At 57.8% G+C, this 24,489-nt stretch carries 26 protein-coding genes; 17 read left to right on the top strand and 9 right to left on the bottom strand.

The window, feature by feature from the left end; all coding sequences use genetic code 11:
- Nucleotides 1-11 precede the first annotated feature (11 nt).
- Together rapZ and M2Q46_RS14655 are read left to right on the top strand one after the other, a co-directional pair.
- Nucleotides 12-887: an RNase adapter RapZ gene (gene rapZ, locus M2Q46_RS14660; protein WP_009458649.1), complete on the top strand. Its 876-nt coding sequence runs from the start codon at nucleotides 12-14 to the stop codon at nucleotides 885-887.
- The gene (locus M2Q46_RS14655; protein WP_035270291.1) at nucleotides 884-1,972 is read left to right on the top strand and encodes a septal ring lytic transglycosylase RlpA family protein; all 1,089 of its coding nucleotides are present in this window, start codon (nucleotides 884-886) and stop codon (nucleotides 1,970-1,972) included. Before rapZ ends, M2Q46_RS14655 begins: the two co-directional genes overlap by 4 nt.
- Nucleotides 1,973-1,983: 11 nt before the next feature.
- On the opposite strand, the gene rsmI is transcribed toward M2Q46_RS14655, so the two are convergent.
- Complete coding sequence (gene rsmI, locus M2Q46_RS14650; protein WP_035270288.1) at nucleotides 1,984-2,922, bottom strand: 16S rRNA (cytidine(1402)-2'-O)-methyltransferase; 939 nt, start codon at nucleotides 2,920-2,922, stop codon at nucleotides 1,984-1,986.
- Nucleotides 2,923-2,956: 34 nt separating this feature from the next.
- On the opposite strand from rsmI, the gene M2Q46_RS14645 reads away from it, so the two are divergent.
- The 6 genes from M2Q46_RS14645 (at nucleotide 2,957) to M2Q46_RS14620 (ending at nucleotide 7,080) form a co-directional block, all read left to right on the top strand.
- Nucleotides 2,957-3,415, top strand: coding sequence for a YraN family protein (locus M2Q46_RS14645; RefSeq protein ID WP_035270287.1), 459 nt, complete (start codon nucleotides 2,957-2,959; stop codon nucleotides 3,413-3,415).
- Between the two features lie 186 nt (nucleotides 3,416-3,601).
- Nucleotides 3,602-4,195 carry a phosphoheptose isomerase gene (locus M2Q46_RS14640; protein ID WP_009458645.1) on the top strand — a complete coding sequence of 198 codons (594 nt, stop codon included), beginning with the start codon at nucleotides 3,602-3,604 and terminating at the stop codon, nucleotides 4,193-4,195.
- Nucleotides 4,192-4,881: a BON domain-containing protein gene (locus M2Q46_RS14635; protein WP_060185345.1), complete on the top strand. Its 690-nt coding sequence runs from the start codon at nucleotides 4,192-4,194 to the stop codon at nucleotides 4,879-4,881. The genes M2Q46_RS14640 and M2Q46_RS14635 overlap by 4 nt, the downstream gene beginning before the upstream one ends.
- Complete coding sequence (locus M2Q46_RS14630) at nucleotides 4,878-5,378, top strand: peroxiredoxin (RefSeq protein ID WP_021447175.1); 501 nt, start codon at nucleotides 4,878-4,880, stop codon at nucleotides 5,376-5,378. The genes M2Q46_RS14635 and M2Q46_RS14630 overlap by 4 nt, the downstream gene beginning before the upstream one ends.
- Nucleotides 5,379-5,454: 76 nt before the next feature.
- Complete coding sequence (gene argB / locus M2Q46_RS14625) at nucleotides 5,455-6,351, top strand: acetylglutamate kinase (protein ID WP_009458643.1); 897 nt, start codon at nucleotides 5,455-5,457, stop codon at nucleotides 6,349-6,351.
- 3 nt (nucleotides 6,352-6,354) lie between these two features.
- A complete protein-coding gene (locus M2Q46_RS14620) occupies nucleotides 6,355-7,080 on the top strand; it encodes a pyrimidine 5'-nucleotidase (protein WP_035270278.1) in 726 nt (241 codons plus the stop codon).
- A 6-nt stretch (nucleotides 7,081-7,086) separates the two neighbouring features.
- Here M2Q46_RS14620 and M2Q46_RS14615 read toward each other — a convergent pair whose 3' ends face one another.
- Nucleotides 7,087-8,541, bottom strand: coding sequence for an aldehyde dehydrogenase family protein (locus tag M2Q46_RS14615; RefSeq protein ID WP_302357554.1), 1,455 nt, complete (start codon nucleotides 8,539-8,541; stop codon nucleotides 7,087-7,089).
- Nucleotides 8,542-8,736: 195 nt separating this feature from the next.
- Here M2Q46_RS14615 and M2Q46_RS14610 point away from each other — a divergent pair, with 195 nt between their 5' ends.
- Entirely contained in the window at nucleotides 8,737-9,666 is a 930-nt protein-coding gene (locus M2Q46_RS14610; protein WP_302357552.1) for an AraC family transcriptional regulator, read from the top strand.
- Between the two features lie 19 nt (nucleotides 9,667-9,685).
- Here the strand turns inward: M2Q46_RS14610 and M2Q46_RS14605 are convergent, their stop codons facing one another.
- From M2Q46_RS14605 to gpmA, 4 genes are all read right to left on the bottom strand, one after another.
- Entirely contained in the window at nucleotides 9,686-10,456 is a 771-nt protein-coding gene (locus M2Q46_RS14605) for a HesA/MoeB/ThiF family protein (RefSeq protein ID WP_257112483.1), read from the bottom strand.
- Nucleotides 10,457-10,471: 15 nt separating this feature from the next.
- On the bottom strand, nucleotides 10,472-11,983 hold the full coding sequence (locus tag M2Q46_RS14600; protein ID WP_021447177.1) for a S41 family peptidase: 1,512 nt from the start codon (nucleotides 11,981-11,983) through the stop codon (nucleotides 10,472-10,474).
- 164 nt (nucleotides 11,984-12,147) lie between these two features.
- Nucleotides 12,148-13,722, bottom strand: a complete 1,575-nt coding sequence (locus M2Q46_RS14595; RefSeq protein WP_302357548.1) for a murein hydrolase activator EnvC — start codon at nucleotides 13,720-13,722, stop codon at nucleotides 12,148-12,150.
- Nucleotides 13,723-13,725: 3 nt separating this feature from the next.
- Nucleotides 13,726-14,472, bottom strand: a complete 747-nt coding sequence (gene gpmA / locus M2Q46_RS14590; protein WP_009458620.1) for a 2,3-diphosphoglycerate-dependent phosphoglycerate mutase — start codon at nucleotides 14,470-14,472, stop codon at nucleotides 13,726-13,728.
- A 161-nt stretch (nucleotides 14,473-14,633) separates the two neighbouring features.
- Here gpmA and M2Q46_RS14585 point away from each other — a divergent pair, with 161 nt between their 5' ends.
- The 5 genes from M2Q46_RS14585 (at nucleotide 14,634) to M2Q46_RS14565 (ending at nucleotide 17,919) form a co-directional block, all read left to right on the top strand.
- On the top strand, nucleotides 14,634-14,981 hold the full coding sequence (locus M2Q46_RS14585; protein WP_226349166.1) for a rhodanese-like domain-containing protein: 348 nt from the start codon (nucleotides 14,634-14,636) through the stop codon (nucleotides 14,979-14,981).
- Between the two features lie 23 nt (nucleotides 14,982-15,004).
- Nucleotides 15,005-15,262: a glutaredoxin 3 gene (gene grxC, locus M2Q46_RS14580; protein ID WP_009458616.1), complete on the top strand. Its 258-nt coding sequence runs from the start codon at nucleotides 15,005-15,007 to the stop codon at nucleotides 15,260-15,262.
- 39 nt (nucleotides 15,263-15,301) lie between these two features.
- Complete coding sequence (gene secB / locus M2Q46_RS14575) at nucleotides 15,302-15,790, top strand: protein-export chaperone SecB (protein ID WP_009458614.1); 489 nt, start codon at nucleotides 15,302-15,304, stop codon at nucleotides 15,788-15,790.
- A gap of 2 nt (nucleotides 15,791-15,792) precedes the next feature.
- Nucleotides 15,793-16,842, top strand: a complete 1,050-nt coding sequence (locus tag M2Q46_RS14570; RefSeq protein ID WP_060185554.1) for an NAD(P)H-dependent glycerol-3-phosphate dehydrogenase — start codon at nucleotides 15,793-15,795, stop codon at nucleotides 16,840-16,842.
- A gap of 78 nt (nucleotides 16,843-16,920) precedes the next feature.
- Nucleotides 16,921-17,919 carry a tripartite tricarboxylate transporter substrate binding protein gene (locus M2Q46_RS14565; RefSeq protein ID WP_035270263.1) on the top strand — a complete coding sequence of 333 codons (999 nt, stop codon included), beginning with the start codon at nucleotides 16,921-16,923 and terminating at the stop codon, nucleotides 17,917-17,919.
- Between the two features lie 148 nt (nucleotides 17,920-18,067).
- Here M2Q46_RS14565 and M2Q46_RS14560 read toward each other — a convergent pair whose 3' ends face one another.
- Together M2Q46_RS14560 and M2Q46_RS14555 are read right to left on the bottom strand one after the other, a co-directional pair.
- Nucleotides 18,068-18,538, bottom strand: coding sequence for a tRNA (cytidine(34)-2'-O)-methyltransferase (locus M2Q46_RS14560; protein WP_035270260.1), 471 nt, complete (start codon nucleotides 18,536-18,538; stop codon nucleotides 18,068-18,070).
- 54 nt (nucleotides 18,539-18,592) lie between these two features.
- Nucleotides 18,593-19,342, bottom strand: coding sequence for a ComF family protein (locus M2Q46_RS14555; protein WP_302357547.1), 750 nt, complete (start codon nucleotides 19,340-19,342; stop codon nucleotides 18,593-18,595).
- Nucleotides 19,343-19,423: 81 nt separating this feature from the next.
- Between M2Q46_RS14555 and M2Q46_RS14550 the strand changes: the two genes are divergently transcribed.
- The gene (locus M2Q46_RS14550) at nucleotides 19,424-20,338 is read left to right on the top strand and encodes a methyltransferase domain-containing protein (RefSeq protein WP_031232879.1); all 915 of its coding nucleotides are present in this window, start codon (nucleotides 19,424-19,426) and stop codon (nucleotides 20,336-20,338) included.
- Nucleotides 20,339-20,345: 7 nt separating this feature from the next.
- Here M2Q46_RS14550 and M2Q46_RS14545 read toward each other — a convergent pair whose 3' ends face one another.
- Nucleotides 20,346-22,367 carry a TonB-dependent receptor gene (locus M2Q46_RS14545; protein ID WP_115634453.1) on the bottom strand — a complete coding sequence of 674 codons (2,022 nt, stop codon included), beginning with the start codon at nucleotides 22,365-22,367 and terminating at the stop codon, nucleotides 20,346-20,348.
- A gap of 83 nt (nucleotides 22,368-22,450) precedes the next feature.
- Here M2Q46_RS14545 and M2Q46_RS14540 point away from each other — a divergent pair, with 83 nt between their 5' ends.
- A complete protein-coding gene (locus M2Q46_RS14540; protein ID WP_302357546.1) occupies nucleotides 22,451-23,131 on the top strand; it encodes a response regulator transcription factor in 681 nt (226 codons plus the stop codon).
- The gene (locus tag M2Q46_RS14535) at nucleotides 23,128-24,468 is read left to right on the top strand and encodes a HAMP domain-containing sensor histidine kinase (RefSeq protein WP_302357545.1); all 1,341 of its coding nucleotides are present in this window, start codon (nucleotides 23,128-23,130) and stop codon (nucleotides 24,466-24,468) included. The genes M2Q46_RS14540 and M2Q46_RS14535 overlap by 4 nt, the downstream gene beginning before the upstream one ends.
- The last annotated feature ends 21 nt before the right edge of the window (nucleotides 24,469-24,489 follow it).

Here is a 24,489-nt window from a genome sequence, read left to right as displayed (position 1 = left end):
CCTTTGCCACGATGCTGAAAGTTGTATTGATTACCGGCATATCCGGTTCGGGAAAATCAGTTGCCTTGCGCCTGCTGGAAGATACCGGCTACCTGTGCATCGACAACCTGCCACCCCGATTTCTGGCCGAATTTGTCGAGCGCTCTGCCGAACAAGGGCTGGAGCGTCTGGCCGTTGCCATTGACGTGCGCGGCGCCGGTGATCTGGACATCCTTCCCGGTGTCATCAGCAAACTGAATGAAGAAGGCTACTCCCTGCGCGTCCTGTTCCTGAACGCCAGCGATCACACGCTGATGCAGCGTTACTCGGAATCACGCCGTCGTCATCCGTTGACAGACCGCTTGCGTCAGGATGGCCGCTCGCCTTCCCTGGAAGAATGTATTGCCGTTGAGCGTGAAATGACGGCCCCCTTGCGCGAGCTGGGCCACATCATCGACACTACCGACCTAACCCCTGGCCAATTACGCGCCTGGATTCGGGATTTGGTGCAGGCCGACCGCGCCAGCGTGGTGCTGACTTTCGAATCCTTTGCCTACAAGCGTGGCGTGCCCGGCGATGCAGATCTGGTGTTCGACGTTCGCTGCCTGCCCAACCCCCACTACGACCCGGAGCTGCGCCCCATGACAGGCCGCGACGAACCAGTAGCCAAATGGCTGGCCCAATTCGGTTCCGTCGAGACCATGGTGGATGACATCGCCGGCTTTGTACGTCGCTGGTTGCCTTTGTATATGCAGGACACCCGCAACTACCTGACGGTCGCCATTGGTTGCACCGGCGGTCAGCACCGTTCTGTATACGTTACCGAACAACTGGCGCTGCGTTTTGCTGATTACGCCCCCTTGCTGGTGCGCCATCGCAATCAACCGCCCATTAATCCCGTCCCATGAGCCCAACTGTACGCAAACTAGGCGCCATCCTGAGCATCCTGGCCTTATTGGCTGGATGCGCTTCCAGCCCCAAACGCGCCAAGCCCAAAGCCAAATCAGGGGCCACCGTTTCAGCTCCCCGAGGCGGGGGCTACTACAAAGACGATGGCCCCGACGCCCGCATCCCAGCCAATCTTCAAGCCACCCCCGACGCAGTTCCCCGAATAGAACCCATCGCCCGCAGCAATACCCGCCCCTATACCGTGCTCGGCAAAAGCTTTGTTCCCCACACTTCACACAAAGCCTTTACCCAGACCGGCACCGCCTCCTGGTACGGACGCAAGTTTCACGGCAAGAAAACAGCCAATGGCGAAACCTACGATATGTACGCCATGACGGCGGCGCATCCCACCTTGCCCATTCCCAGCTATGCTCGCGTGACCCGGCCCAAAACAGGCAAATCCGTCATTGTGCGTATTAACGACCGCGGGCCATTTCATAGCTCACGCATCATCGACTTGTCCTACGTTGCCGCCGCCAAGCTGGACTTGATTGCGCCCGGCAGCGGCACCGTGGTGGTTGAATCCATCACACAGGAAGAAATACGGAGTGGCAGTTTTGGCCGGGGTGACATTGAACTTGCCGAGGCTCCGGCTCCCAAGCCGGCTCCCGCCGCTCCGGCCCCCAAATCCAGCCTGGTGATTACCGAAAAGCTGGAGCCCACGCCGGACGCCTTGGCCGCCTTGTCTGAGCAAGACATAGAGGTGGAGCTGGACGATTCGCCTAGCTGGAGCAGCGACGCCAGCGATCAGCAGTTGATTGTGCAGTCCTCACCCGCTGCCACCAGCAAGCCGCAGGCCCCGTCCGGCCAAAGCCGGGTCTACCTGCAATTTGGCGCTTTTTCTGCCCGTGAAAATGCGGCTGCCCTGGCACAGCAGTTGAATCGCCAGATTGCGCAGATAGAGTATCGCGATGCCCAAGTACAGATGCACAACGATCTGTACCGGGTACAAATTGGCCCGTATCAGAATCGGACCGAAGCAATTAACGCGGCTTACCGTATCCAGCAGCAAACTGGCTTGAGCCCTTCGGTTGCCGTTCGCTAAACCCAGGCGCCCTAGTCCTTGGGCGAGTTCGCCAGACCCCAGGCATACAGAACATCACGAGGAATTCCGGTCGCCTGGCTGGCAATCCGGGCTGCATCACGCAGCGAGACCTGCTCCAGCAAGGCTTTCATCCAGCGCTCTGTAGTGGCATCCAGCGCAGGCGCATCTTCGTCCACTTCGCGCACAGCGTCATGCAGAATCAGGACAAATTCACCCTGCTCGCGATGGCTGTCTTCATCCAGCCAGCCCAAGGCCTGCCCCAAAGGCACGGTATGAATCTGCTCAAAACGCTTGCTGAGTTCACGTGCAAAAGTCAGTTCGCGCTCCGGGCCACACACCTCTTCCATATCGCGCAAGGCCGCACGCAAACGGTGAGGGGACTCAAACATCAATACCGGCATACCCAGGCTGGACCAATGCTGCAGCCACTTACGGCGCGCCACAGTTTTGGGCGGCATGAAACCGGCAAAAGCAAAAGCGGGGTTCTCGTCACTGGTTGCACCACTACCCATCAGGGCGGTAATAACTGCCGAGGCACCGGGCAAAGGAATCACCTGAAAGCCCGCCTCCCGCACTGAACGTACGACGCGAGCACCGGGGTCACTGACAGCAGGCGCACCCGCATCCGATACCAAGGCCACTCGCTGCCCCTGCTCCAGACGCTCGATAATTGCCTGAGCGGCTTGGGCCTCGTTATGGCGATGCGCCGCCATCAAAGGCGTTTGTATGCCCCAAGCCTGCAGGAAAGGACGGGTTGCCCGCGTATCCTCTGCCGCAATAATGTCGCATAGTTCCAGCGCCTGCCAGCCGCGCAGGCTAAGGTCTCCCATATTGCCAATGGGCGTGGCCACCACATACAGGCAAGACTGTGGCCAGACCTGACCTTGCACCTTGTCCATCATGCTTTGCCAGACGCCGGCATTCCCTGTTCGGTTTTCGGTATCGCTCATGCTTGATCCTGCTTATTGATCATCGTGTATCCCTATGAATCCCTTTGAATACGCTCGCCAGGCTCAAAACCGGCAACTGCGGCGCAAACAGCGTAGTCGTCCTGCAGCCAGAAAGGACAGGCCACGGCGCTCTCCCAGCCAGCAATGCGGCGACCAGGCTGAACAGCGCGCCTGCGATCATGTCACCGCGCAGGGTGCCCATATTCTGGCCCGTCAACTGGGTGCTCGCTTTGGGGAGATTGACCTGGTTCTGTGGCATCAAGATCATCTTGTCTTTCTGGAAGTGCGCCAGCGCAATCACAAGGGCTACGGCGGAGCGCTTGCCAGTGTAAACCGGGACAAGCAACGGCGCTTGATCCTGACAGCCCAACAATGGCTGCCGACGCTATGCCAGCGCTATTTCCAGGGCAGGCTGCCCGCCTGCCGATTTGACGTTATCGCCATTGAAGACGACACCCTGACCTGGATCCAGAACGCCTTCGAGCAGCGCTGAAAAATAAAAAATAGCAAAGCCACCCTGGGAATTTTCAGACAAGAACGCTGTCCTATACAAAAAACCCAGCCGCCACGCCGTATTTCGGCCCTGTTACAGCATCTGGTTTCAATACCGTGGCGTTTTTTTCAACATGACACGATCTGCCTGCCCCACGGGGAAATTCTCCGTGCGATAATGCGCGCTATGGACCTTATCGCCTTAATGACTTCGCATTTCGACGATTCCGTCGATACTCTCAAAGCCAGCACACGCGAACTGGCCGAACCTTTGGCCGCCGCTGTCGAGCTGTTGTTTGCCACCCTGGCCAACGACGGCAAGATTCTGGCCTGCGGAAACGGCGGATCAGCAGCCGACGCCCAGCACTTTATAGCTGAGCTGGTGGGCCGCTTTGAGCGCGACCGTTTGCCCTTGGCTGGCATTGCCTTGAATACCGACACCTCCATCATGACGGCGGTGGGTAATGACTATGGCTTTGACAGCATCTTTGAACGCCAGGTCAGTGCCTTGGGCCAGACTGGCGATATTCTGGTGGCCATCTCCACCAGCGGCAATTCGCCAAACGTAATCCGCGCCATCGAAGCGGCTCGCGAGCGCGATATGGTCATCATTGCCCTGACTGGCAAGGGCGGCGGACAAATTGCCGATCTGCTCTCGGATACCGACATCCATCTGTGCGTCCCGCACGATCGAACCATGCGTATTCAGGAAGTACACATTGTTCTGTTGCACGCCATGTGCGATGGCATTGATGCGCTGCTGCTCGGAGATCCACTATGAAACACCGTTTGATTCTGGCCGCCCTGCTGGCCAGCACTACGCTGACCGGTTGCGGTCTGCTGGTAGTTGGCGGCGCTGCTGCCACAACCGCCGTTGTCGCTACCGACCGCCGCACTACGGGCGAGCAGGTCGAGGACAAAACCATTGTCATGAAAGCCGGTGCGGAAACACGCCGCCTGCTGGAAAACAAGGAAGGCCGCATCAATACTACGTCTTACGCCGGGGTTGCCCTGCTGACGGGTGATGTGCCTACCCAGGCCGACAAGGAAGAAGCCGCTCGCCTGGTTTCCAAAGTTGATAAGGTAAACCGCGTGGTCAACGAGCTGCGTGTGGGTGAACCTACCCCCTTGGGCGTACGCTCGAATGACTCCTGGATCACCACCCGAGTCAGCACCGCCTTGCTGAACGCCAAAGACGTTCCCAGCCGCACGATCTCCACCACCACCGAGCGTGGCGTGGTCTATCTGCTGGGTCGCGTCACCCGTGAAGAAGGCGAACGCGCCGCGATTGCTGCCTCCAGCGTCCCTGGCGTGAACAAGGTGGCCAAGCTCTTTGAATACGTCAGCGCCGAAAGCCTGGCACAGCCTTTGAGCACCAATAATCAGCCAAGCAATAGTTCTGGCACAGCGGCCCCTGCAGCTGAGCCTGCGCCCGCCTCCTCTGTAGAAGTCATGCCCGTCCAATGAAAAAAGTAGTCATCATTGCCCTTGCTGTTGCCATTGCCGTGGGTCTGGGCGTCTGGACCATGTCCGGCAGCACCAAGGCCAGCGCCCCGGATGTCGCCTTTACCGATCTGAATGGCAAGCACTTTGAAACCAAAGACTTGCAAGGCAAGGTCGTCCTGGTGAAATTCTGGGCCACGGACTGCACCACTTGCGTGGCGCAAATGCCTGACAACATTGAGAACTTCAATGCCATGTCTGGCAAAGGGTTTGATATTGTGGCCGTGGCCATGAAGCACGACCCCATCAACTACGTGCGCAACTTCACCCAATCCCGCCAACTGCCGTTCACGGTTGTCCATGACGACAAGGGCGAAATCGCCAAGGCTTTTGGGGACGTCCGTTTGACGCCCACTGCCTTTTTACTCGACAAACAGGGCCACATCATCAAGCGCTACCTGGGTAACTACGACAAGCAGGAATTCATTGCCACCGTCGAAAAAGCCCTGGCCAGCAGCTAAAAGCCTGTTTCTGCCCCCAGCCACATAACCCCGGGTACCAGCAGTGGACCCGGGTTTTCTTCAAGTGAGCGCATCAATGAGCACCACAGATTCGCAGAATTACTCCTCGACCGTCAAAGCAGAAGTTTTGTCCGAGGCCCTGCCTTATATTCGTCGTTTCCACGGCAAGACCGTCGTCATCAAATACGGTGGCAACGCCATGACTGAAGAAGCGTTGCAGCGCAGCTTTGCCCATGACGTCGTCTTGCTCAAGCTGGTTGGCCTGAACCCCGTTGTGGTGCACGGTGGCGGCCCCCAGATCAATGACGCGCTCAAGCGAGTGGGCAAAGAAGGCACCTTTATTCAGGGCATGCGTGTCACCGATGCCGAAACCATGGAAGTGGTGGAGTGGGTGCTGGGCGGGCAGGTGCAGCAAGACATCGTGATGATGATTAATGAAGCCGGTGGCAAGGCCGTGGGCCTGACCGGTAAAGACGGTGGCATGATTCGCGTCACCAAGAAAATGCTGCCGGATGCCGAGCATCCTGGCGAGCTGCTGGATATTGGTTTTGTGGGTGATATTGAAAGCATCCAGCCAGAAGTGGTCAAAGCCCTTCAGGACGATCAGTTCATCCCCGTGATCTCCTCAATTGGATACGGTGAGGACGGTCAGGCCTACAACATCAATGCCGACGTCGTTGCCGGCAAGATGGCCGAAGTGCTTAGCGCTGAAAAACTGGTCATGCTGACCAACACTCCCGGTGTGCTGGACAAGGCAGGTCAACTGTTGCGTCGCCTGTCAGCTCAGACCATCGACGAACTGTTCGCTGATGGCACCATCTCCGGCGGTATGCTGCCCAAGATCTCTTCGGCCCTGGATGCAGCGCGCAATGGCGTCAACTCCGTACATGTCATTGATGGCCGTGTCCCTCACTGCCTGTTGCTGGAAATCCTGACTGACCGTGGTGTGGGCACCATGATCAGCTCGCACTAATCCGTGCGCGCTCCTATCCGTGCCCATGCCTGGGCACGGCCTTTGTCAGCCTGTCAGCCAGATGAAACCATCTGGCTGTTTGATCTGGATAACACCCTGCACAATGCCTCCAAAGGCATTTTCCAGGCGATTGATGGACGCATGCGCATCGGCGTGGCGCAAACGCTGGGCGTGGATATGGACGAGGCCGACCGGCTGCGTCTGGAGTACTGGAAACGTTACGGCGCCACCATGATCGGCCTGCAACGCCACCACGGAGCAGACCCGGCGACATTCCTGAGACACGCTCACGACTTTGACGTGCCTTCCCTGATCAGCGCCGAACCAGGCCTGGCCTACCAATTGCGCCGTCTGCCTGGCTACAAACTGCTGCTGACCAATGCACCGCTGGAGTACGCACAGCGCGTCTTGAAAGCCCTGAATCTGCTGCCTGTCTTTGACGGGCTATGGGCCATCGAGCATATGCAGCTGCAAGGCCGTTATCGCCCCAAGCCCTCTCAGGCATTGATGAAGCAGGCTCTGGCCGTGCTGAAATCCCAGGCCCGCGACATTGTTCTGGTCGAAGACACCCTGCGCAATTTGAAAAGTGCCCGCCAGTTAGGGATGCAAACCATCCATATCTATAACGCAGGCACTCCATTTAGCGCTCTGTATCATGGACGCAGCCCGTATGTTGACCATCGCATCAACCGCATCGCACAACTGGTCAAGAACTGGCCACGTCCCTAGGCCTGCTTAGAACGCCAGCTGGCGCTCCCCTTGCTGAATGGTGACCCACTTCAATTCGGTCATGTCCGCAATCGAGTAGCGGCCATTTTCCTTGCCGTAGCCACTGTCCTTGAAGCCACCGAAAGGCGCATTCGGATCATCATCAAAGGAGTTGTCGTTGATGTGGACCGAACCTGCCTCGATACGCTCGGCAAAATCCATGGCCTTTTGCAGATCGTTGGTCAGAATGGCAGAGGATAAGCCGTAGGAAGTATCATTAGCCATTTCCAGGGCGTGCTCGTAGTCGCGCGCCTTGTAGATGGCAGCCACAGGACCAAAAGTCTCTTCGTGGTACAGATGCATGTCCGGGGTCACATCGCACAAGGCCGTAGGCTGGATCACATTGCCTTCGCGGCCGCCACCTGCCAGCAAGGTGGCCCCCTTGGAGACGGCGTCCTGAATGTGGGCCTGCACAAAATCAGCCTGTTCGGAACTGATCAGCGGACCAACCGCGGTTTGTGGCAAAGCAGGATCACCAGCAGGAATACGAGCCACCTGCTTGGCAAAGGCTTCGCAGAACGCATCGTAAATGCCCTGCTCCACAATGATGCGCGAGTTGGCCATGCACACTTGGCCCTGATTGAAATAGATGCCGAAAGCGGCGGAGCGCACAGCGTAATCCAGCGTGGCATCATCCAGCACCACGACCGGGCTTTTACCACCCAACTCCAGCACAATGCGCTTTTGATGGCGACCAGCCAGATCCGCCAGGATACGACCCACTCGAGCCGAGCCCGTGAAAGTCACCAGTTTGACGCGCGGATCAGAGAACAAGGTATCGCCCAGAGCTTCGTCGGTGGTCAGCAGAACGGTCAACACACCGGGAGGCAGACCGGCTTCTTCCAGAATCTCGGCAAACATCAAGGCAGCCATAGGCGTATGCGGCGAAGGCTTCAGGATGAAACTGTTACCCGCCGCCAGTGCCGGGGCCAACTTCTTGCCATTGAGCAGCAAAGGTGCATTGAAAGGCCCGATCCCAGCCACCACGCCCAAAGGACGACGAATGCTCATGGAAATACGCCCTGGCAGGTCCGACGGCATGGTTTCACCCCGAATATCGCGGGTCTGACCGGCGGCAATACGGAAGGTGCTGACGATGTAATCGCACTCGAACATGGCCTTGCCAAAGACGTTACCGCCCTCTTCAACCAGCACACGCACGATGTCGTCGCGACGGCGTTCCACAATGTCAGCCGCACGGCACAAAATCGCTTCACGTTCACGGGCCAGCATCTTGCCCCAGATGCGCTGTGCACGTTCTGCACTGGCTAGCGCTTCTTCAATGTCCTGTTGGGTCGCCAGAAAAACGCGAGCCAGCGGTTTGCCCGTATAGGGATTGACCAGGTCCTTATGCAACTGACCTTCTGATTTCCAGGCCTGTCCGTTGATGTAGGGGTAGACCTGCTTTAGCTGCTCTGTCATGACTGCTCCTTTCCTGTGTTGTCTCCAGGTGCGCTTTGGGCACCCTTCATGGTTAAACCCGATAGCCACCGAGGTGCGCCATAGCTCACCATGCAGTACTGTCTTAGATACTATTCTTGAGCCGAATGCCTCTCTGTGTCGTGGACTGGGGCGCAGCCCAATCTGGACAATGGCGCAGAAGACGGAAAAAAACGCATGAGCACGAACTACCACTGGGATACGCAGGCTTTGCCACCCGGACAAGGCGCCAAGCTCTGGACTCAAGCCATTTCACTGTCCTTTCAGCATGTGCAAACGCAGTGCCACGGACAAAACTTTCATGGCACCTTGCGCTCGCAACGTCTGGGGGAGGTAGCGATCAACCGGCTGACCGCTCAGCCCTATCGGGTCAGCACAAGCAGGCCGCAAACGGATCAGCCCTGGTTGTTCTTGAATGTGCATCAACAAGGCCACTGCCGCCTGATTCAGAACGGGCGTGAGCAATGGCTCCCCGCCGGGAGCCTGAGCCTGAATATAGGCACCAGCCCCTTCACACTGGATTTTGTGGACGAGGTCATCATGACCACGCTGCGCTTGCCGCTGGATGGGCTGTTGCCCTATACCGGCCCTTTGAATGACGTGGTCGCCCAGCCCCTGGCGCAAGGCGCCAGCCTGCACTTGCTGGAGCACTATCTGCAAGGCTTGCTGTTGTCTGCCGATGACTTGCGGGCGAATCAGCACGATCAGGCCTGGCGTTGTCTGCGCGACCTGCTGGCCATGAGCATTAACGAGCGGCGCTCTGCCCCGCCTGCTCCAAGCGCGGCTCGGTACGAAGATGCACTGGGCTATCTGTCTGATCGACTAGGTGATCCCGCCTTGAATATTGCGGCCCTGTCCAAGCACCTGGGTATGGCACCGCGTACCGTTCAGGAACTGTTCAAAGCACAGGGAAGTACTTTTACAGCCCAGTTAATGCAGCTGCGGCTGGATGCAGCCGCACAGCTGTTGCGCCAGACACCGTCAAACACGGTGGCGCAAATAGCCTATTCAGTAGGGTTTTCAGATCTGTCCTACTTTCACCGCCAATTTAGACGGCGCTTTGGCATCACACCAGGCCATTTTCATACTCATGGCCTGAAGTCGTGAAGCAGAGATCAGAAACAGATCAAGCGTGATCGGCGTGTTCAGCCGCTGAACCGCATACCGGGCAAGCCGGATCTTTGCGGAAACGTACGGTATGCCAATTCATATTGAAGGCATCCACACTTAGCAAACGGCCCACCAAAGGCTCTCCGAAGCCGCCTAACAGCTTCAAGGCTTCAACCGCCTGTGCGCTGCCCACCATACCCAACAAGGGCGACAAAACGCCTGTGGTGGCGCAACGCAGTTCCTCGACGTCGTCCGCTTCAGGGAACAGACAGTGGTAGCAAGGAGCTTCGGGCTGACGCAAGTCGTAAGTACTGACCTGACCCGAAAAGCGAATCGCTGCACCTGACACCAAAGGTTTACGTAATGCCACGCAGGCACGGTTGATCGCATGGCGGGTTGCGAAGTTGTCGCAGCAATCCAGCACCAGATCCACTTGCTGAACCCAATGCATCAAGCCCGCTTCGTCCAGACGCTGAACGACGGGTGTCACCTTCACTTCGGGATTGAGCTGCTCGATATGCAGCCTGGCAGATTCAACCTTGTCCCAGCCCAGACGATCGGTGGTGTGAGCAATCTGACGCTGCAGATTGCTCAGTTCCACCTGATCATCATCCACCAGAATGATGGAGCCCACACCCGAGGCCGCCAGATAAGCCACCACGGGGGAACCCAGTCCCCCGGCTCCAACGACCAGGATGCGAGAAGCCAGAATTCGCTCCTGCGCTTCTACCCCGAATTCATCGAGCAGAATATGCCGCGCATAGCGCAGTAATTGCTGATCTTCCACGTCAGGAACCTGTGTTTACGGCTTTACCGGTTCGAGCCCCTTGGGGGTGATTCGGAACCGCTCAACGCTGGGTTGCTGACTCAGGGGACTTTTTTTTTCCGGCGACTCGGACTCCACTTCCTTCTCGCGCTTGGCAGCGGCTTCCTTGGCGGCAGCTACTTTGGCTGGATCGTTCTTGATCACAGGACGGCCAGCCAGATGGTTCAGCGCTTGCTGCAACTGGAAGTCGTCGTCACCACCGAATTCAAACATCTTGAACTCCGGGCTCATGCCCAGATCAGGCTGTTCTTCTTCGGTAGTTTCATCCACCTTGCTGTTGACCAGGTGACGCTTCAAGTCCACTTCACGCGGCAGGCGGAACAGATTGCCCTGGGCGGTGTCATCCACGACCACGTCCGGCTGGACACCCGTTACCTGAATGGAAGTACCGTTAGGTGTGTAGTACAAGGCAGTCGTCAGTTTCAGGCCCGATTCCTCGGACAGAGGGACCACACTTTGCACCGAGCCCTTGCCGAAGGTGCGGTTACCGATAATGGTGGCGCGTTTGTGGTCTTGCAAAGCACCGGCCACAATTTCCGACGCCGAGGCCGAACCCACGTTTACCAGCACCACGATAGGCACGTTCTTGAGCCAATCCAGTTTCTTCAGAACATCCGCGTCCGTATCCAGCTCGCCCAGAACGGACTGCATGGATTTGACGTAGTACTCGCGGTTGGAGGAAGGAATACGGCCCTTGGTGGAAACCACCAGATCACCCGAATCCAGGAAGGCGGAAGTCACGCCGATCGCGCTTTCCAGCAAGCCACCAGGGTCGTTACGCAGGTCAATCACCAAGCCTTTTGGTGCGCCTGGGCCTTTATGAACTTCGGACAACTGCTTGACCAGATCAGCAGCGGTACGTTCCTGGAACTGGGCAATGCGTACATAAGCCACATCGTCAGCCAGCATCTTGGAGCGCACACTGCGCACCTTGATGACATCACGCACCAGGTTGAACTCCAGCGGCTTGTCACGTCCGGCACGACGGATAGTCAGCTTGATGGAGGTTTTGGGCTCGCCACGCATTTGCTTGACGGCATCATTCAGGCTCAAATCCTTGGTGGGTTTGCCATTGATGTGCGTGATGATGTCGCCCGCCAGAATACCGGCGCGCGCCGCAGGCGTATCCTCGATAGGCGAGATAACTTTAGGCATCCCGTCTTCGCTACCAATCTCTATGCCCAGACCGCCGAACCCGCCTTGGGTCATGGCTTCCATTTCCTTGAAAGCGTCGGCATCCAGATAGGCCGAGTGCGGATCCAGATCGGTAAACAAACCCTTGATCGCGTTATTGACCAGGGCCTGATCCGTCAGGGGCTCCACATACGTGTTCTTGATGGCAGCGAACACATTGGCGAACTGCTGCAGTTCGCGCAAAGGCAATGGCTCGCCGCGTTGAGCGACCGCAGTAATGCCCAGGCTGATCAAGATACCGCCCACAGCACCTGCTGCCACTAGACCAATGCTGCCAATCCTTCGAGTGCTCATGCACATTCCCATTATTTTCAGATTCAAGACGGGGCCACCTCCCGGAGCTGACCCGACCATGCATTATAAGAGTAGCGTAAAGCGTCGACCAGCGTGAACTGGGCTGGAGTCGCTACCCCGCGCAACAAATGCGAGCAAACGTAAGCACCGCAGGCAAAAGTGGCTTAGGAACCTAACCAAACCTGCGGATTGATTGGCTTGCCTTGATGGCGCAACTCAAAGTACAGGCCGGGTTCAACCTGGCCGCCGGTGGCTCCCACCCGCGCAACCGCATCCCCACGCCCCACAATATCGCCTACTTGCTTGAGGGTGCTCTGGTTATAGGCATAGACACTCAAGTAATCGCGACCATGATCAATAATCAGCAAATTACCAAAACCGGTCATCCAGCTGGCAAAAACCACTCGGCCTGGAGCTACCGCGCGAACCGTGGTGCCGGCCTGTGCTCGCAACACAATACCGCGCCAAATGCCGCCATCAGGACGTTCAGCCCCGAACTTGCCTTGCATTTCGCCGCGTACCGGATAAGGCAAGCCACGTTTCAGACCCTGGAAACCACCTTCTGGTTCCAAGGCGGGAGCAGATGCCTGCTCGACGGGCTCCTCAACGACCTGAACCTCGCGCACTTTGGGAGCGGCTGGTTTGCTGATCGGCTCGCTAGGCTCGGACGACGCTTCCAGGCTGTCTGACAAGAGACGCTCGTTCGCGGTCGGCGGCGTGTAGGTCAGCGGTGGACGCGGAATCATGGGTTCCGGATCTGGCTTCTGTGGCGCAGCAGGTTCCGGCTTGCTAGATGGCAAGGCCGCAGGCAAAGGCGGTTGCGTGGCACGAGCCCGCTCCAGCAACTCCCGCTCGCGCTCCAGACGCGCCTGTTCACGGGCGGCCTGCTCTTGTTTGGCTTTACGCTGCAACTCTTGCTGACGAGCCAGCTCGGCTTTGCGCGCTTCCTCTGCACGGCGCGCCGCTTCCCGTCGGCGTTGTTCTTCGGCGCGACGGGCCAGCTCGGCCTGTCGAGCAATTTCAGTTTCCAGGCCGGAGATCAAATCTCCCAGCCGTTTGTCATTACTTTGCAGGTTGGCAGCCTGACCGCGCTGGCGTTCCAGCTCGGCGCTGATGTCAGCCACCACCTTGGCTCGTTTTTCTTTTTGTTCTTCCAGAGCTTCCTTCTGAGCCGCGGCCTCCTTGGCCAGTTGCTCCTGCTCTTTCTCACGCGCGGCAACCTGGGTCTGCAAGCGATCCAGACGCTCTACGGTGCGACGTACTTTATGAACCTGCTCGGTCTGCTGACGCGAGACATAGCCCAGGTAATGCAATTCGCGGTTAATGGCGTTGGGATCATCACCCGACAAGAGGGCAGACCAGGGCGACACACCATTGGCGTATTGTGCTCGTAATTGCTCGGCCAGCTCCTGCTGACGTTGCTCTTTGATCACTTGCTGTTCGCTGATCTGTTTGCCCAGCGTACCTAGCTGCTGGTGCAATTGTTCCTGCCGCTGCTCAATCTGAGCCAGCGTGCGATCGATATCGGAAATAGCCTGCTCGGATTCGCGCAAGGCATTGGCGGCGTCACGACGCGAGCTTTCGCTGGTGTCGATGGTTTTGCGCAGCGATTCGATCTTCTGGCGCAGCTCTGCCTGCTGCTTTTGAGCCTGGGCCTGGCGGGCGGCCAAGTCCGGATCAGCAGCCAGGGCCGGTAAGGTCCAGGCTGCCAGCAACAGGCAAACGCTGTAGCGCCACATTATTTACTGCGCCTTGCCCTGATTGGCCACGGCTTGCATCTGAGCCGCAATCGCTTCCTGGTCGCCCAGGTAGTAATGACGGATAGGACGCAGGTTTTCGTCCAGCTCGTACACCAAAGGCTGGCCGGTAGGAATATTCAGGTGAACGATGTCTTCGTCAGAGATGCCGTCCAGGTGCTTGATCAGCGCGCGCAAGCTGTTGCCGTGAGCCGTCACCAGAACGCGACGGCCGGAGCGGATTGCAGGAGCAATAGACTCGTCCCAGAAAGGAACCACGCGGGCCACGGTGTCTTGCAAGCACTCGGTGCGAGGCAGTTGATCAGCTGGCACACGAGCGTAGCGAGCATCAAAACGCGGATTGCGTGGATCGTCTTCAGCGACGGGCTCGGGAGCGATTGCGTAGGCACGACGCCAGACCAGGACTTGATCCTCACCGTACTTTTGTGCGGTTTCGGCTTTATTTAAGCCCTGTAAAGCACCATAATGGCGTTCGTTCAGGCGCCAGCTCAAACCTATGGGGGTGTGCATGGCGTCCATCGAATCCAGGGCGATCCACAAGGTACGGATAGCGCGCTTGAGGACCGACGCGAAAGCCAGGTCGAACTCAAAACCGTTTTCTTTAAGCAGATCACCGGCCTGCTTTGCCTGTTGACGCCCGGTTTCGGTAAGATCGACATCGGTCCAGCCAGTAAACCGGTTCTCCAGGTTCCACTGGCTTTCGCCGTGCCGCATCAGTACAAGTTTATACATGGTAAAAACAGCCTCGAGGTTGAAAAATTGGCGCCACTCTATAATCGTGTGATCTTGCCCTTTTTTCTTGCTTTTCTTGGTAATCAACAGGATTTAACGTGGACTTCATCTTAAGTCAGAACAATCTTCTAATTTTAGCAATTGCGGTGCTTGCCGGCATTATGCTGTTAATACCCAGCTTTTTCAAAGGCCGTGCGGGACGCGCAGTTTCAAGCTCGGAAGCGGTACAGATGGTAAACCAGAAAGACGCTATTTTGATTGATCTGCGCAGCGCCGATCAGTTCAAGGCCGGGGCAATTGCACAATCTCGCAACATTCCTGCTGCCGACCTTGACGCCAAGGCCAGCACACTGCCCAAAGACAAGCCTGTCATTCTGGTGTGCGATACCGGTCGCAGCGCTCCGCGCAGCGTGGCCGTCCTGCGCAAGCACGGCATCAACGAAGCCTACACATTGCAAGGCGGTATTCAAGGCTGGCTGCAGTCCAGTCTGCCCGTCAAAAAATCGTAAGCTCCCCCTTCTACGAGGCTCTCATGGCAAAAGTCACGATGTACTCCACAATGGTGTGCCCTTATTGTGTGCGCGCTGAAATGCTGCTCAAGCAACGCGGCGTAACTGAAATCAATAAAATCATGATTGATCGCGAGCCCGAACAGCGCGCTCTCATGATGGAGCGCACCGGTCGGCGTACCGTTCCCCAAATCTACATTGGCGACACCCATGTAGGTGGCTACGATGATCTGGCCGCTTTGGACCGCGAAGGTGGCCTGCTGCCTCTGCTGGCTGCCTGATTTTTTTTCTAACAATTTTTTTATCCCATAGGATCACCCATGGCCGACCAGAACACCCCAGCCGCTGACCAAGAAGCTCAACAACCCAGCTTCAGCCTGCAGCGCACCTACATCAAAGACCTGTCCATCGAAATGCCCAACGCTCCCCAGATCTTTCTGGAGCAAGAGGCCCCTTCCGTGGAAGTGTCCATCAATGTGGGCGGCCAACGCCTGGCTGACACCGTCTACGAAAGCACCGTCACCGCTACTGTGACCACACGCATTGGCGACAAGGTCATGTACCTGGTGGAAGCCACCCAAGCCGGTATCTTTGAAGCTGCCAACATTCCTGAAGAGCAGCTCGAACCCCTGCTGGGCATTGTGTGCCCCACCATGCTGTACCCCTACTTGCGCGCTGCCGTGGCCGACGCCATCAACCGCACGTCCCTGCCTGCCCTGCACCTGACTGAAGTGAACTTCCAGTCCCTGTACGAGCAGCGTCTGGCCCAGCAAGCCGCCCCCGCTGACGGCCAGCCTTTGCAGGCCTGATGATGTCAAACGCGCACACTCCTGTTCGTGTTGCAGTCCTGGGCGCAGGCAGCTGGGGAACGGCCTTGGCCGCTCTGGCCAGCACCCAGGCTCCCACGATGGTATGGGCGCGCAAAGCATCAACCGCACAAGCCATCGGGCAGGATCATCGCAATCCAGCCTACCTGCCCGATGTCGTGCTGCCCGACTCGCTACAGGCCAGCGACAGCCTGCAGCAAGTCATGGAATTTGCCCTGGCTGATGACACCGGCCCTGCCCTGCTGATTCTGGGCGTGCCTGTGCGTGGCCTGGCGCAAACCTGTGTGGATCTGGCGCAGTACCTGCCTGCCACACGCCGCCATCCCGTCCTGCTGGTCTGGACCTGTAAAGGCTTCCATCAGGAAAGCGGCTTGTTACCCCACCAAATTGTGCGTGAAAGCCTGCCCGACCATCCCTGGCTAGGCCGTGCCGTGCTCTCTGGCCCTTCGTTCGCCCTGGAAGTGGCTAAAGGCCTGCCTGTTGCGCTGACACTGGCCTGCGAACCTGCTGATATGGCCGGCATTGCCCTGGAGGCTTTGCATGGCAAGCAAGCGCGCCTGTACACCAGCACCGACATGATCGGCGTGGAAGTGGGCGGCGCTGTCAAAAACATCATGGCCATTGCCTGTGGCATTGCCGACGCTCTGGGCCTGGGCCATAACGCCCGTGCTGCCCTGATTACCCGAGGCCTGGCTGAAATGCAGCGCCTGGGTGTTGCCCTGGGTGGTCAAGCAGAAACCTTCTCCGGCCTGGCCGGTCTGGGAGATCTGGTCCTGACGGCTACGGGCGAATTGTCCCGCAATCGCCAAGTAGGCCTGGCGCTGGGTGCTGGTGAAAGCCTGGACAGCATCCTGGCCACCGGCATTACCGCTGAAGGTGTACGCTGTGCCCGTTCGGTTCTGGAAATGGGCCGAGCGCACCAGATTGAATTACCGATTACCGCCGCGGTCTGCCAAATCCTGTTTGAAAAACTGGCCCCGCGCGAAGCTGTCCACGCCTTGCTTACCCGCGAGGCAAAGCAGGAAGGCCACTAATACCTTCGTCTGCCCGATCTGGCACTTCACCCGCGCTGCCAGAACTGCAGTCAACCGTCTCTTACTCAGAATAAAACAATGTCATTGCTTGCTCGTTCTCGTGATCTTCTGATCCGCTCCGTCCTGGGGCTGGCCTGCACTGGTTTGCTGGCTCAATCGGCTCTGGCCCAATCCAGCTGGCCTGAGCGCCCGATTCAAATGGTCGTGCCCTTTCCAGCAGGCTCCTCGCCTGACGCCCTGGCCCGTGCCATTTCCGAGCCCCTGTCCCAAGCTTTGGGCCAAACTGTCATTGTTGATAACCGTCCTGGTGCTGGTGGCAATATCGGCACGCGCTTTGTGGCGCATGCCAAGCCCGACGGCTACACCTTGCTGTTGACCATCAATGGTCCCATGGTGACCGCTCCCACCCTGTACAAGACCTCGCTGGGCTATGACCCGCTGAAAGACTTGCAGGCCATCTCCATGATTGGCACCAGCCCCAACGTGCTGGTCGTGCCGGCCAACTCGCCCGCCAACACGGTAGAAGAGTTCATTGCCCTGGCGAAATCTCGTCCTGGCGAATTGAACTACGGCTCAGTTGGTCCCGGCAGCTCGGCCCACCTGGCCATGGCCATGCTGGAACATGCGGTTGATATCAAACTGGAACAAATCCCCTACTCGGGCTTTCCACAAATCCTGACCGCCATTATTGGTGGCGACATTGACGCCGCCTTCATGGTGCCCGGCATTGCCATGCCCCAGGTTGAAGCGGGCAAGGTGAAAGCTCTGGCCGTAACCTCCTTGCAGCCCAGCGAATTGCTGCCCGGTCTGGACACCATGGCACAAGCCGGTCTGGAAAACTTCGAGGCGATTTCCTGGGACGCCTTCTTTGTGCCCCACAATACCTCGGACGATGTGGTCAAACGCCTGAACCAGGAAATCACCACCATCCTGCAACGCGACGACATCAAGGCCAAGCTCAACGCCTTTTACTTCTCGTCCGAGCCTTCCACCCCGCAGGAGATGACGGACAAGATCATTGCCGACAAGGCTCGTTGGGATGAAGTGATTGAACGCCTGAATCTGTCGCTGGAGTAAGGACACGATCGAAAAAAACGGCCCTGCAAATTCAAGATTTGCGGGGCCGTTTTCTTTGCAGCCATCACTCAAAAATAAATACGCGCAGTTCAATGAAAAACGTGGCGTCGCCCAGGACTACACCCTGGCGGCCTGTCTCTACACAAGCTTAAACCCCACCTTCGTAACCCGCTTGCCGCCAGGCATCAAAAACACAAATCGCCACGGCATTGGACAGGTTCAAGCTGCGTTGCCCCGCCAACATGGGCAGACGAATCCGCTGCTCGTTGGGAAACAAAGCCAGTTGTTCTGCAGACAAGCCTGCAGTTTCGCGGCCAAATACAAATACATCACCCGGCTGAAAGCTTTGCTCAGCCAGCAAATGGCTACCACGTGTAGTCAGGGCAAACGCGCGATCAGGCGCGGAGCCCGTGGCTTGGAGGGCTTCTTCCAGACTGTCGTGCACCTTCACTTGCGCCCACTCGTGATAATCCAGCCCGGCACGACGCAGCTTGCTGTCTTCAAGCTCAAAGCCCAGGGGCCGCACCAAGTGCAGGACACAGCCTGTATTGGCCGCCAGTCGAATGACGTTACCCGTGTTGGGGGGGATCTCGGGCGAAACCAGGACGATATGAAACATGAAAAACCTAAAAAGTGCAGAAAAAGCCGCAAACAAGCGAGGAAGTATACAGGGCTAGGATGCCTTCAGTTTCCAGGGAGCTCGTGCAGCGACCAAGGCATAAACAGACTGTGCACCCGCCAAACGGCAGGCCCGTGCCAGGGCATCCAAAGTGGCTCCTGTGGTCAGCACATCATCGACCAACAGCACATCACAACCTTGTAGCGACTCCCGTAGGTTAAAAGCACCCCGCATGGCCTGCCTGCGAGCCTGACGCCCCAAGTTCTTCTGTGCCTGCTCATGCCGTGCTTGCGCCACGACGATATGCAAACGAGCTGACAATCCCAATGAATGCGCCACGCGCCTGGCCAGCACGGCTGCCGGGTTAAAGCCCCGCCGGCGCAAGGCTTTACGCTGCGAAGGCACTGGAATGACCCAGCAAGCGGCGTTCAGCACAGGCCCATGCCTACGCCATTGCTGCACCATCAGCTCCGCCAACACCGCTGCCATTTCCAGCCGACGGGAAATTTTAAACGCATGTATCAACATATCGCCAGGATGTTCATAATCGAATCCGGCAACCGTCGCTTGCAGGGACAATTGCCCTGCTCCGCAATCCGGGCAGGCCAGTAAAGCCAAGGGCGGCAAGGCCAAAGCACAACGAGGGCAGCGCAAATCCTGGGCGGGTGTTGCCAGCGCGTGTCGGCAAAAGCGGCACAGTGCGCCACTTTGCGAACGCAATCCGCACAGCACACAAGGCCGTGCCAACAGTGGAATCCCTACAAGACGGTGGGTCGGCTCGCGCCGAAACAGGGGATGCGCCATAATAGATCATTACCTTTCAGAGCCAGGCTGATTCGATCACAGCACATGCCACTGATCCAGGCCAGCAACGTCCGCGCAACTATGTCCCAGTTACCTTCTTTACCAATCAACTCCGCCCACGTCGAGCAGCAATTCAATCGCCGCGCTCCCCTGGATCACGCTCAGTTTCTTTATGGTGAAGTCGCCCAACGGATGTTGTCCCGGCTGGCTTTGGTGCGCTTGCAACCCACTCATATTCTGGATGCCGGCTGTGGTGCCAGCCACGCGCTGGAGCCTTTGCGTTCCCGCTACCCGGATATGAACTACACCGGTCTGGATCGCAGCGCCAAGCTGTTGGAGGTTGCCCGCGAGCGCTACCAATCCAAACCCAGCCTGTGGCAAAAACTGCGCAACCAACCTACCCCTGCTGCCAACTGGGTTCAGGCCGATATGGCCAACAGCGGCCTGCCCGCAGAAAGCCAGGAGCTGGTCTGGTCGAACATGGCACTGCACTGGCACCCGGAACCGCATCGAGTCCTGGCTGAATGGAACCGCCTGCTGAAACCCGAGACGCTGGTCATGTTCTCCTGCCTGGGTCCCGGCTCTTTTGCCGAGCTGCGCAGTGCCATGGAGCAAGCGGATCTGGGCACCCAAACGCTGGAATTCGTGGACATGCACGACTTTGGCGATCTGTTGCTGGAAAACGGTTTTGCTGATCCCGTGATGGATCAGGAGGTCGTGACGCTAACCTACCGCAGCGCTGAAAAACTGCTGGATGATTTGCGTCTGCTGGGCGGCAATCCGCACCCACAACGCAAGGCCAGCCTGAGCACCCTGCCCTGGCGTCAACGCCTGCTCAATGCGCTGGAGAAACAGCGCCATATGGACGGCACCTTGCATTTGAGCTTGGAAATTGCGTACGGGCACGCCTGGCGCGCTCGTAGCCGTCGCAGCACCCAGGGCGAGGTCAGCGTGCCGATCTCCACAATCAGCCGCCGCCCCAAACCCCAGGAATAAACCGCATTTAGAAGCGGTATTCGGCCTGCAACCAGAAGCGGCGGCCATCTTCCGCATAGGAATAGGCTCCGCTGGTACCCGAGTCGCGACGACGATCGGTCAGGTTATAGACGGCCGCGCTCAAGCTCAGATCTTTTCTGGCACGCCAGCTGGCTCCCAGATCCACCGTAGCAATCGTCCCCATGCTTTCGCTGACAGCACCGCCCTGTCCCCAGGAAATATTGGTTTCCCGACCACGCACGTTCAAGGTCGAGAAGGCTGACACGGCTTCATTCGGCGTCCAGTCCACGGTCAGGCTGCCCATATTGCGTGGGGTCGCCACCAAGGGCTGTCCTTCAGACTGCGGGTAGCCAAAGCCCAGGATAGTGGCGCTGCCATTACGCACCTTGGAGTCCGTAAAGGTATAGCTGCCGCGCACTTTCCATTGCTCGTTAAAGCGATAGGCCAAGCCCAGTTCCAGACCCTGAACCCGTGCTTCAGTGATATTGAAGTAGGTGCTATACATGCTGTTGGTATACGGGTCCGGTGGCACAGGACGGCCATCGGGGTAGTACAGCTGACGCGAGCCGGTATTGGCGATCTTGTTTTTGTAGCGGGTGTGGAACAAAGTAGCGTTGGCGCTCAACGGTCCGCCATCGTCAAAGTACAAGCCCAGTTCTACGTTGGTGCTGACCTCAGGTTCCAGATCCGGATTGCCCCAGGTATAAGCACCGCCACGCTGCGGCAAACCGATTTGCGGATTGCTTTGCATGATGGTCGGAGACTTGAAACCCTTGGCGATCCCGCCTTTCAGCGTCCAGGCATCCGTCGCACTCCAGACACCGTACAAACGGGGAGTCCAGTGACGGCCATAAAACTCATTGTCGTCCATGCGCACCCCGCCCGTCAGAGCAAAGGACGGGCTCAGGCTCCATTCATCTTCCAGGAACAGGGAGTATTCACGCACGGAAGTATCCACGCCTGCGCCATTCGGATTGGCGTAGTAGCCATCGGCCTTCAACTCGCTTTTGCGCCACTGAAAACCACCCACCAGCATGTGATCGGCCAAAGGCAGGGTGAGCTTGCCATCAATCACGGTATTGCGAAGATCAGGGCGGGCGCTTTGAGTGGGGCCATCGCGATAGGCTTGTTCACGGTTCAGGCTTAGCTCCGTATCAAAGCGGCCCCAACGCCCCGTATGGGCCAGCGTATAGCTGTCGCGCACGTACTCGTTTTCATTGGCCTTGCCCGTCAAAGCCAATGACTTGCCGGGGGTGGTCCAGAAATGCTGGGTCGTGCGGCCAGCTTCAAACATGAACTCATGATTGTTATTGGGGGTTGCCCACAAACGCACCGTACCGTTTTGACGTTTGGCACGCGCAAAGCCATTCAACACCTGATCTTCCTGACGTTGCTTGTGGTAGCCCCAGAACTGCAAGCCCAAGCGCCCCGGCACGATGGGGCCAGACAAGTACAAATCAGCCGAGCCGCTATTTCCAGCCGAACCACTGTCCTGCAAGGTATAGCCACCGGTCAAGGAGCCGTGCCATTTGTCGGCCACTTTGCGCGTCACAATATTGATGACCCCGCCCAAAGCCTCAGAGCCGTACAAGGTCGACATGGGGCCACGCACCACTTCGATACGCTCAATGGCTTCCAGCGGGGGAATCCAGTTCATGTCCAGAGCCTCAGACACCCCACCCTTCATAGTGATCTGACGCATGTCCTGGCGGCGACCATCAATCAAGACCAGCACATGCTCGGACTCCATGCCGCGAATCGAGATAGCCCCTTTGTCGCCACCTAAAATGCTGACGCCCGGCACCTGACGCAAGGCATCGGCCAAAGACTCAAAGCGTTTCCCCTCCAGCTCCTCTCGCGTAATCACGGTGATAGAGGCTGGTGCGCTCACCACTTCCTGAGCGAATCCCGAGGCGGTCACCGAGATTGCACTTAACTGCTCAACTTCATTGCGTTCCTGAGCCCAGGCGGACATGCACGCCAAGGATAAGGCGGCCAAGGGCCAACGCAGGCCCGTTCTCATTTTCATCAGAATTCTTCCATTATTTATAATACGAACCAAACTCATTTCTATTTGCTACTATCATGAGCCCGGTTTCTGACCGTAGTCTGATGAAAACTATTCTGATTATTGAAGACCACCGGCCTTTGTTGAGCCTGTTGGCAATCCATCTGCAAGGGCAGGGATATGTAATTCGCACCGCTACGACGGGGCGGATTGGTCTTGCCCTGCTGCAAGAACATAGCTTTGATGCCCTGATTCTGGATCTGGGATTGCCCGATATGGACGGCATGGAAGTTCTGGCGCAGCTGCATCGTCCAGATCGCAGCCAGCGCCTGCCCTGCCTGATCTTGAGTGCGCGCGATGCCGTCCACAATCGCATTCAAGGGCTGCGTGGCGGTGCGGACGACTATCTGCTCAAACCCTTTGATCTGGTTGAGCTGGAGGCCCGCCTTAGCGCAATCCTGCGGCGGGCTGCGCCCCATCGTTACCAGCAACTGGTGATCGCGAATCTACGATTCGAGCCTGAAGTGCGACAAGCCTGGGTCAATGACCAAGCTTTGATGTTGCCACGGCGGGAAAGCCTGCTCTTGCTGGAGCTGATGCAGGCCAGCCCCCGTTTGCTGGTCAAGGATTATTTGCTGGAGCAGCTCTATCAAAACCAGACCGACATCAGTCTGAATGCCATCGAAGCGTTGATCTCCAAACTACGCCGCAAGCTGCGCGAGCAAAATGCCCTGGTTTGCATCGACACGGTGCGCGGTGTGGGCTACCGCTTGCGCGCTCTGTGAGCAGGCGCGCCTTCAGTCTGCGCGGGCGATTACTGATCAGCCTGCTGCTGATGCTGGCCTTGGGCTTTTGCGCTCTGGCCCTGTCCTTGTTCGATACACGAGACGAGCTGCGCCGCATCAGCCTGTTTTTGCAGGCCGAGGAAATTGCCCGCGACTTTAAACCCTCGGAATCATTGGATAGCTTGCCGCGTCAGTACGCCGGTGGGGAAATGTCCTATTCGCTGTACAGCGCCGAGGGTGAGTTGCTCCAGGCTTCATCCAGTCTGGCAAGTCCACGACGCCTGCGCCCTGCTCAGCCCGAAGACGAGCTGGCCTTGTTCAGGCTGAAGCATCGCAGTGGCTATGTGGTGTCGGTTTCGGTCACGCTGCCCAGTGGCGAAATCCTGATGGTCGCCAAACGAGACCAGCGCGAAAGAGAGCTGATCGGAGCCTTGCTGCAAACCCGCATGTGGCGCTCACTGCTTTTGTGGCTGCCGGTGTGTGCGTTGGGTCTGTTGTTGATCGCCTGGCTGATTCATTGGACCTTGCGCCCGGTACGACAAGCGGCAAATCTGGCTGCGACGCTGGGTCCCGCACAACCCGAGCTGCGCTTGCCAGTCACTGAGCTACCCAAAGAAATTCGCCCCTTGGCACAGGCCGTCAATCAAAGTCTGGACCGCCTGATGCAGGCCTATCACCATGAACAACAACTGGTCGCAGATGCCGCGCACCAACTGCGCACCCCATTAGCTGTGATGTCCTTGCGTCTGCAAACGGCTGAACACCATAGCGAGCAGGACTGGGATTTGCTGCGCGAGGATATTACCCACTTGCAGCGTCTGGTCAGCCAATGGCTCAGCCTGGCCCGCAAGCAGGAGCAGGCTACGGAACTGACAGACCACACAGCCCTGGCACCGTTGTGCCGCCGTGTGATGGGAGACTTATGGCCGCTTTTCGAACAGACCAATCGAGAGATTCAATTTCACGATGATAGTTCGCTCGATACGGTTCAAGCCTGCGAGGCCGATCTGTCCGAAGCCATTACCAACGCACTGGACAATGCCCTGACACATGGCGAAGGCACGGTCAGCTTGCATTTGCATAACCCACAGCCAGACCAATGCGCGATCGATATCAGCGATCAAGGTGCAGCCTTGGACGCGCAAACAGCTCATCTGGCCTTTGAGCGTTTTCACAAGCAAGACAGCGCCAGCAAAGGAGCAGGCCTGGGGCTGACGATTGTGCGTCAGATTATGCTGCGCCACGGTGGCCAGGCCCAGTTCCTGCCCAGCGCACCCTGCACTCTGAGGCTCTTGCTGCCACTAGCGGCTCCCGCCTCTGACAAAAAAACGGTTTAGCGGTAAACTCGTCCGGTTGGC

Origin of the sequence: Alcaligenes sp. YSL9, assembly GCF_030515105.1 — a bacterium.
Taxonomy (GTDB): Bacteria; Pseudomonadota; Gammaproteobacteria; order Burkholderiales; family Burkholderiaceae_B; genus Alcaligenes; species Alcaligenes phenolicus.
Note: the sequence above shows the minus strand (reverse complement) of the source record. Positions and strands in the feature narration are given on the sequence as shown.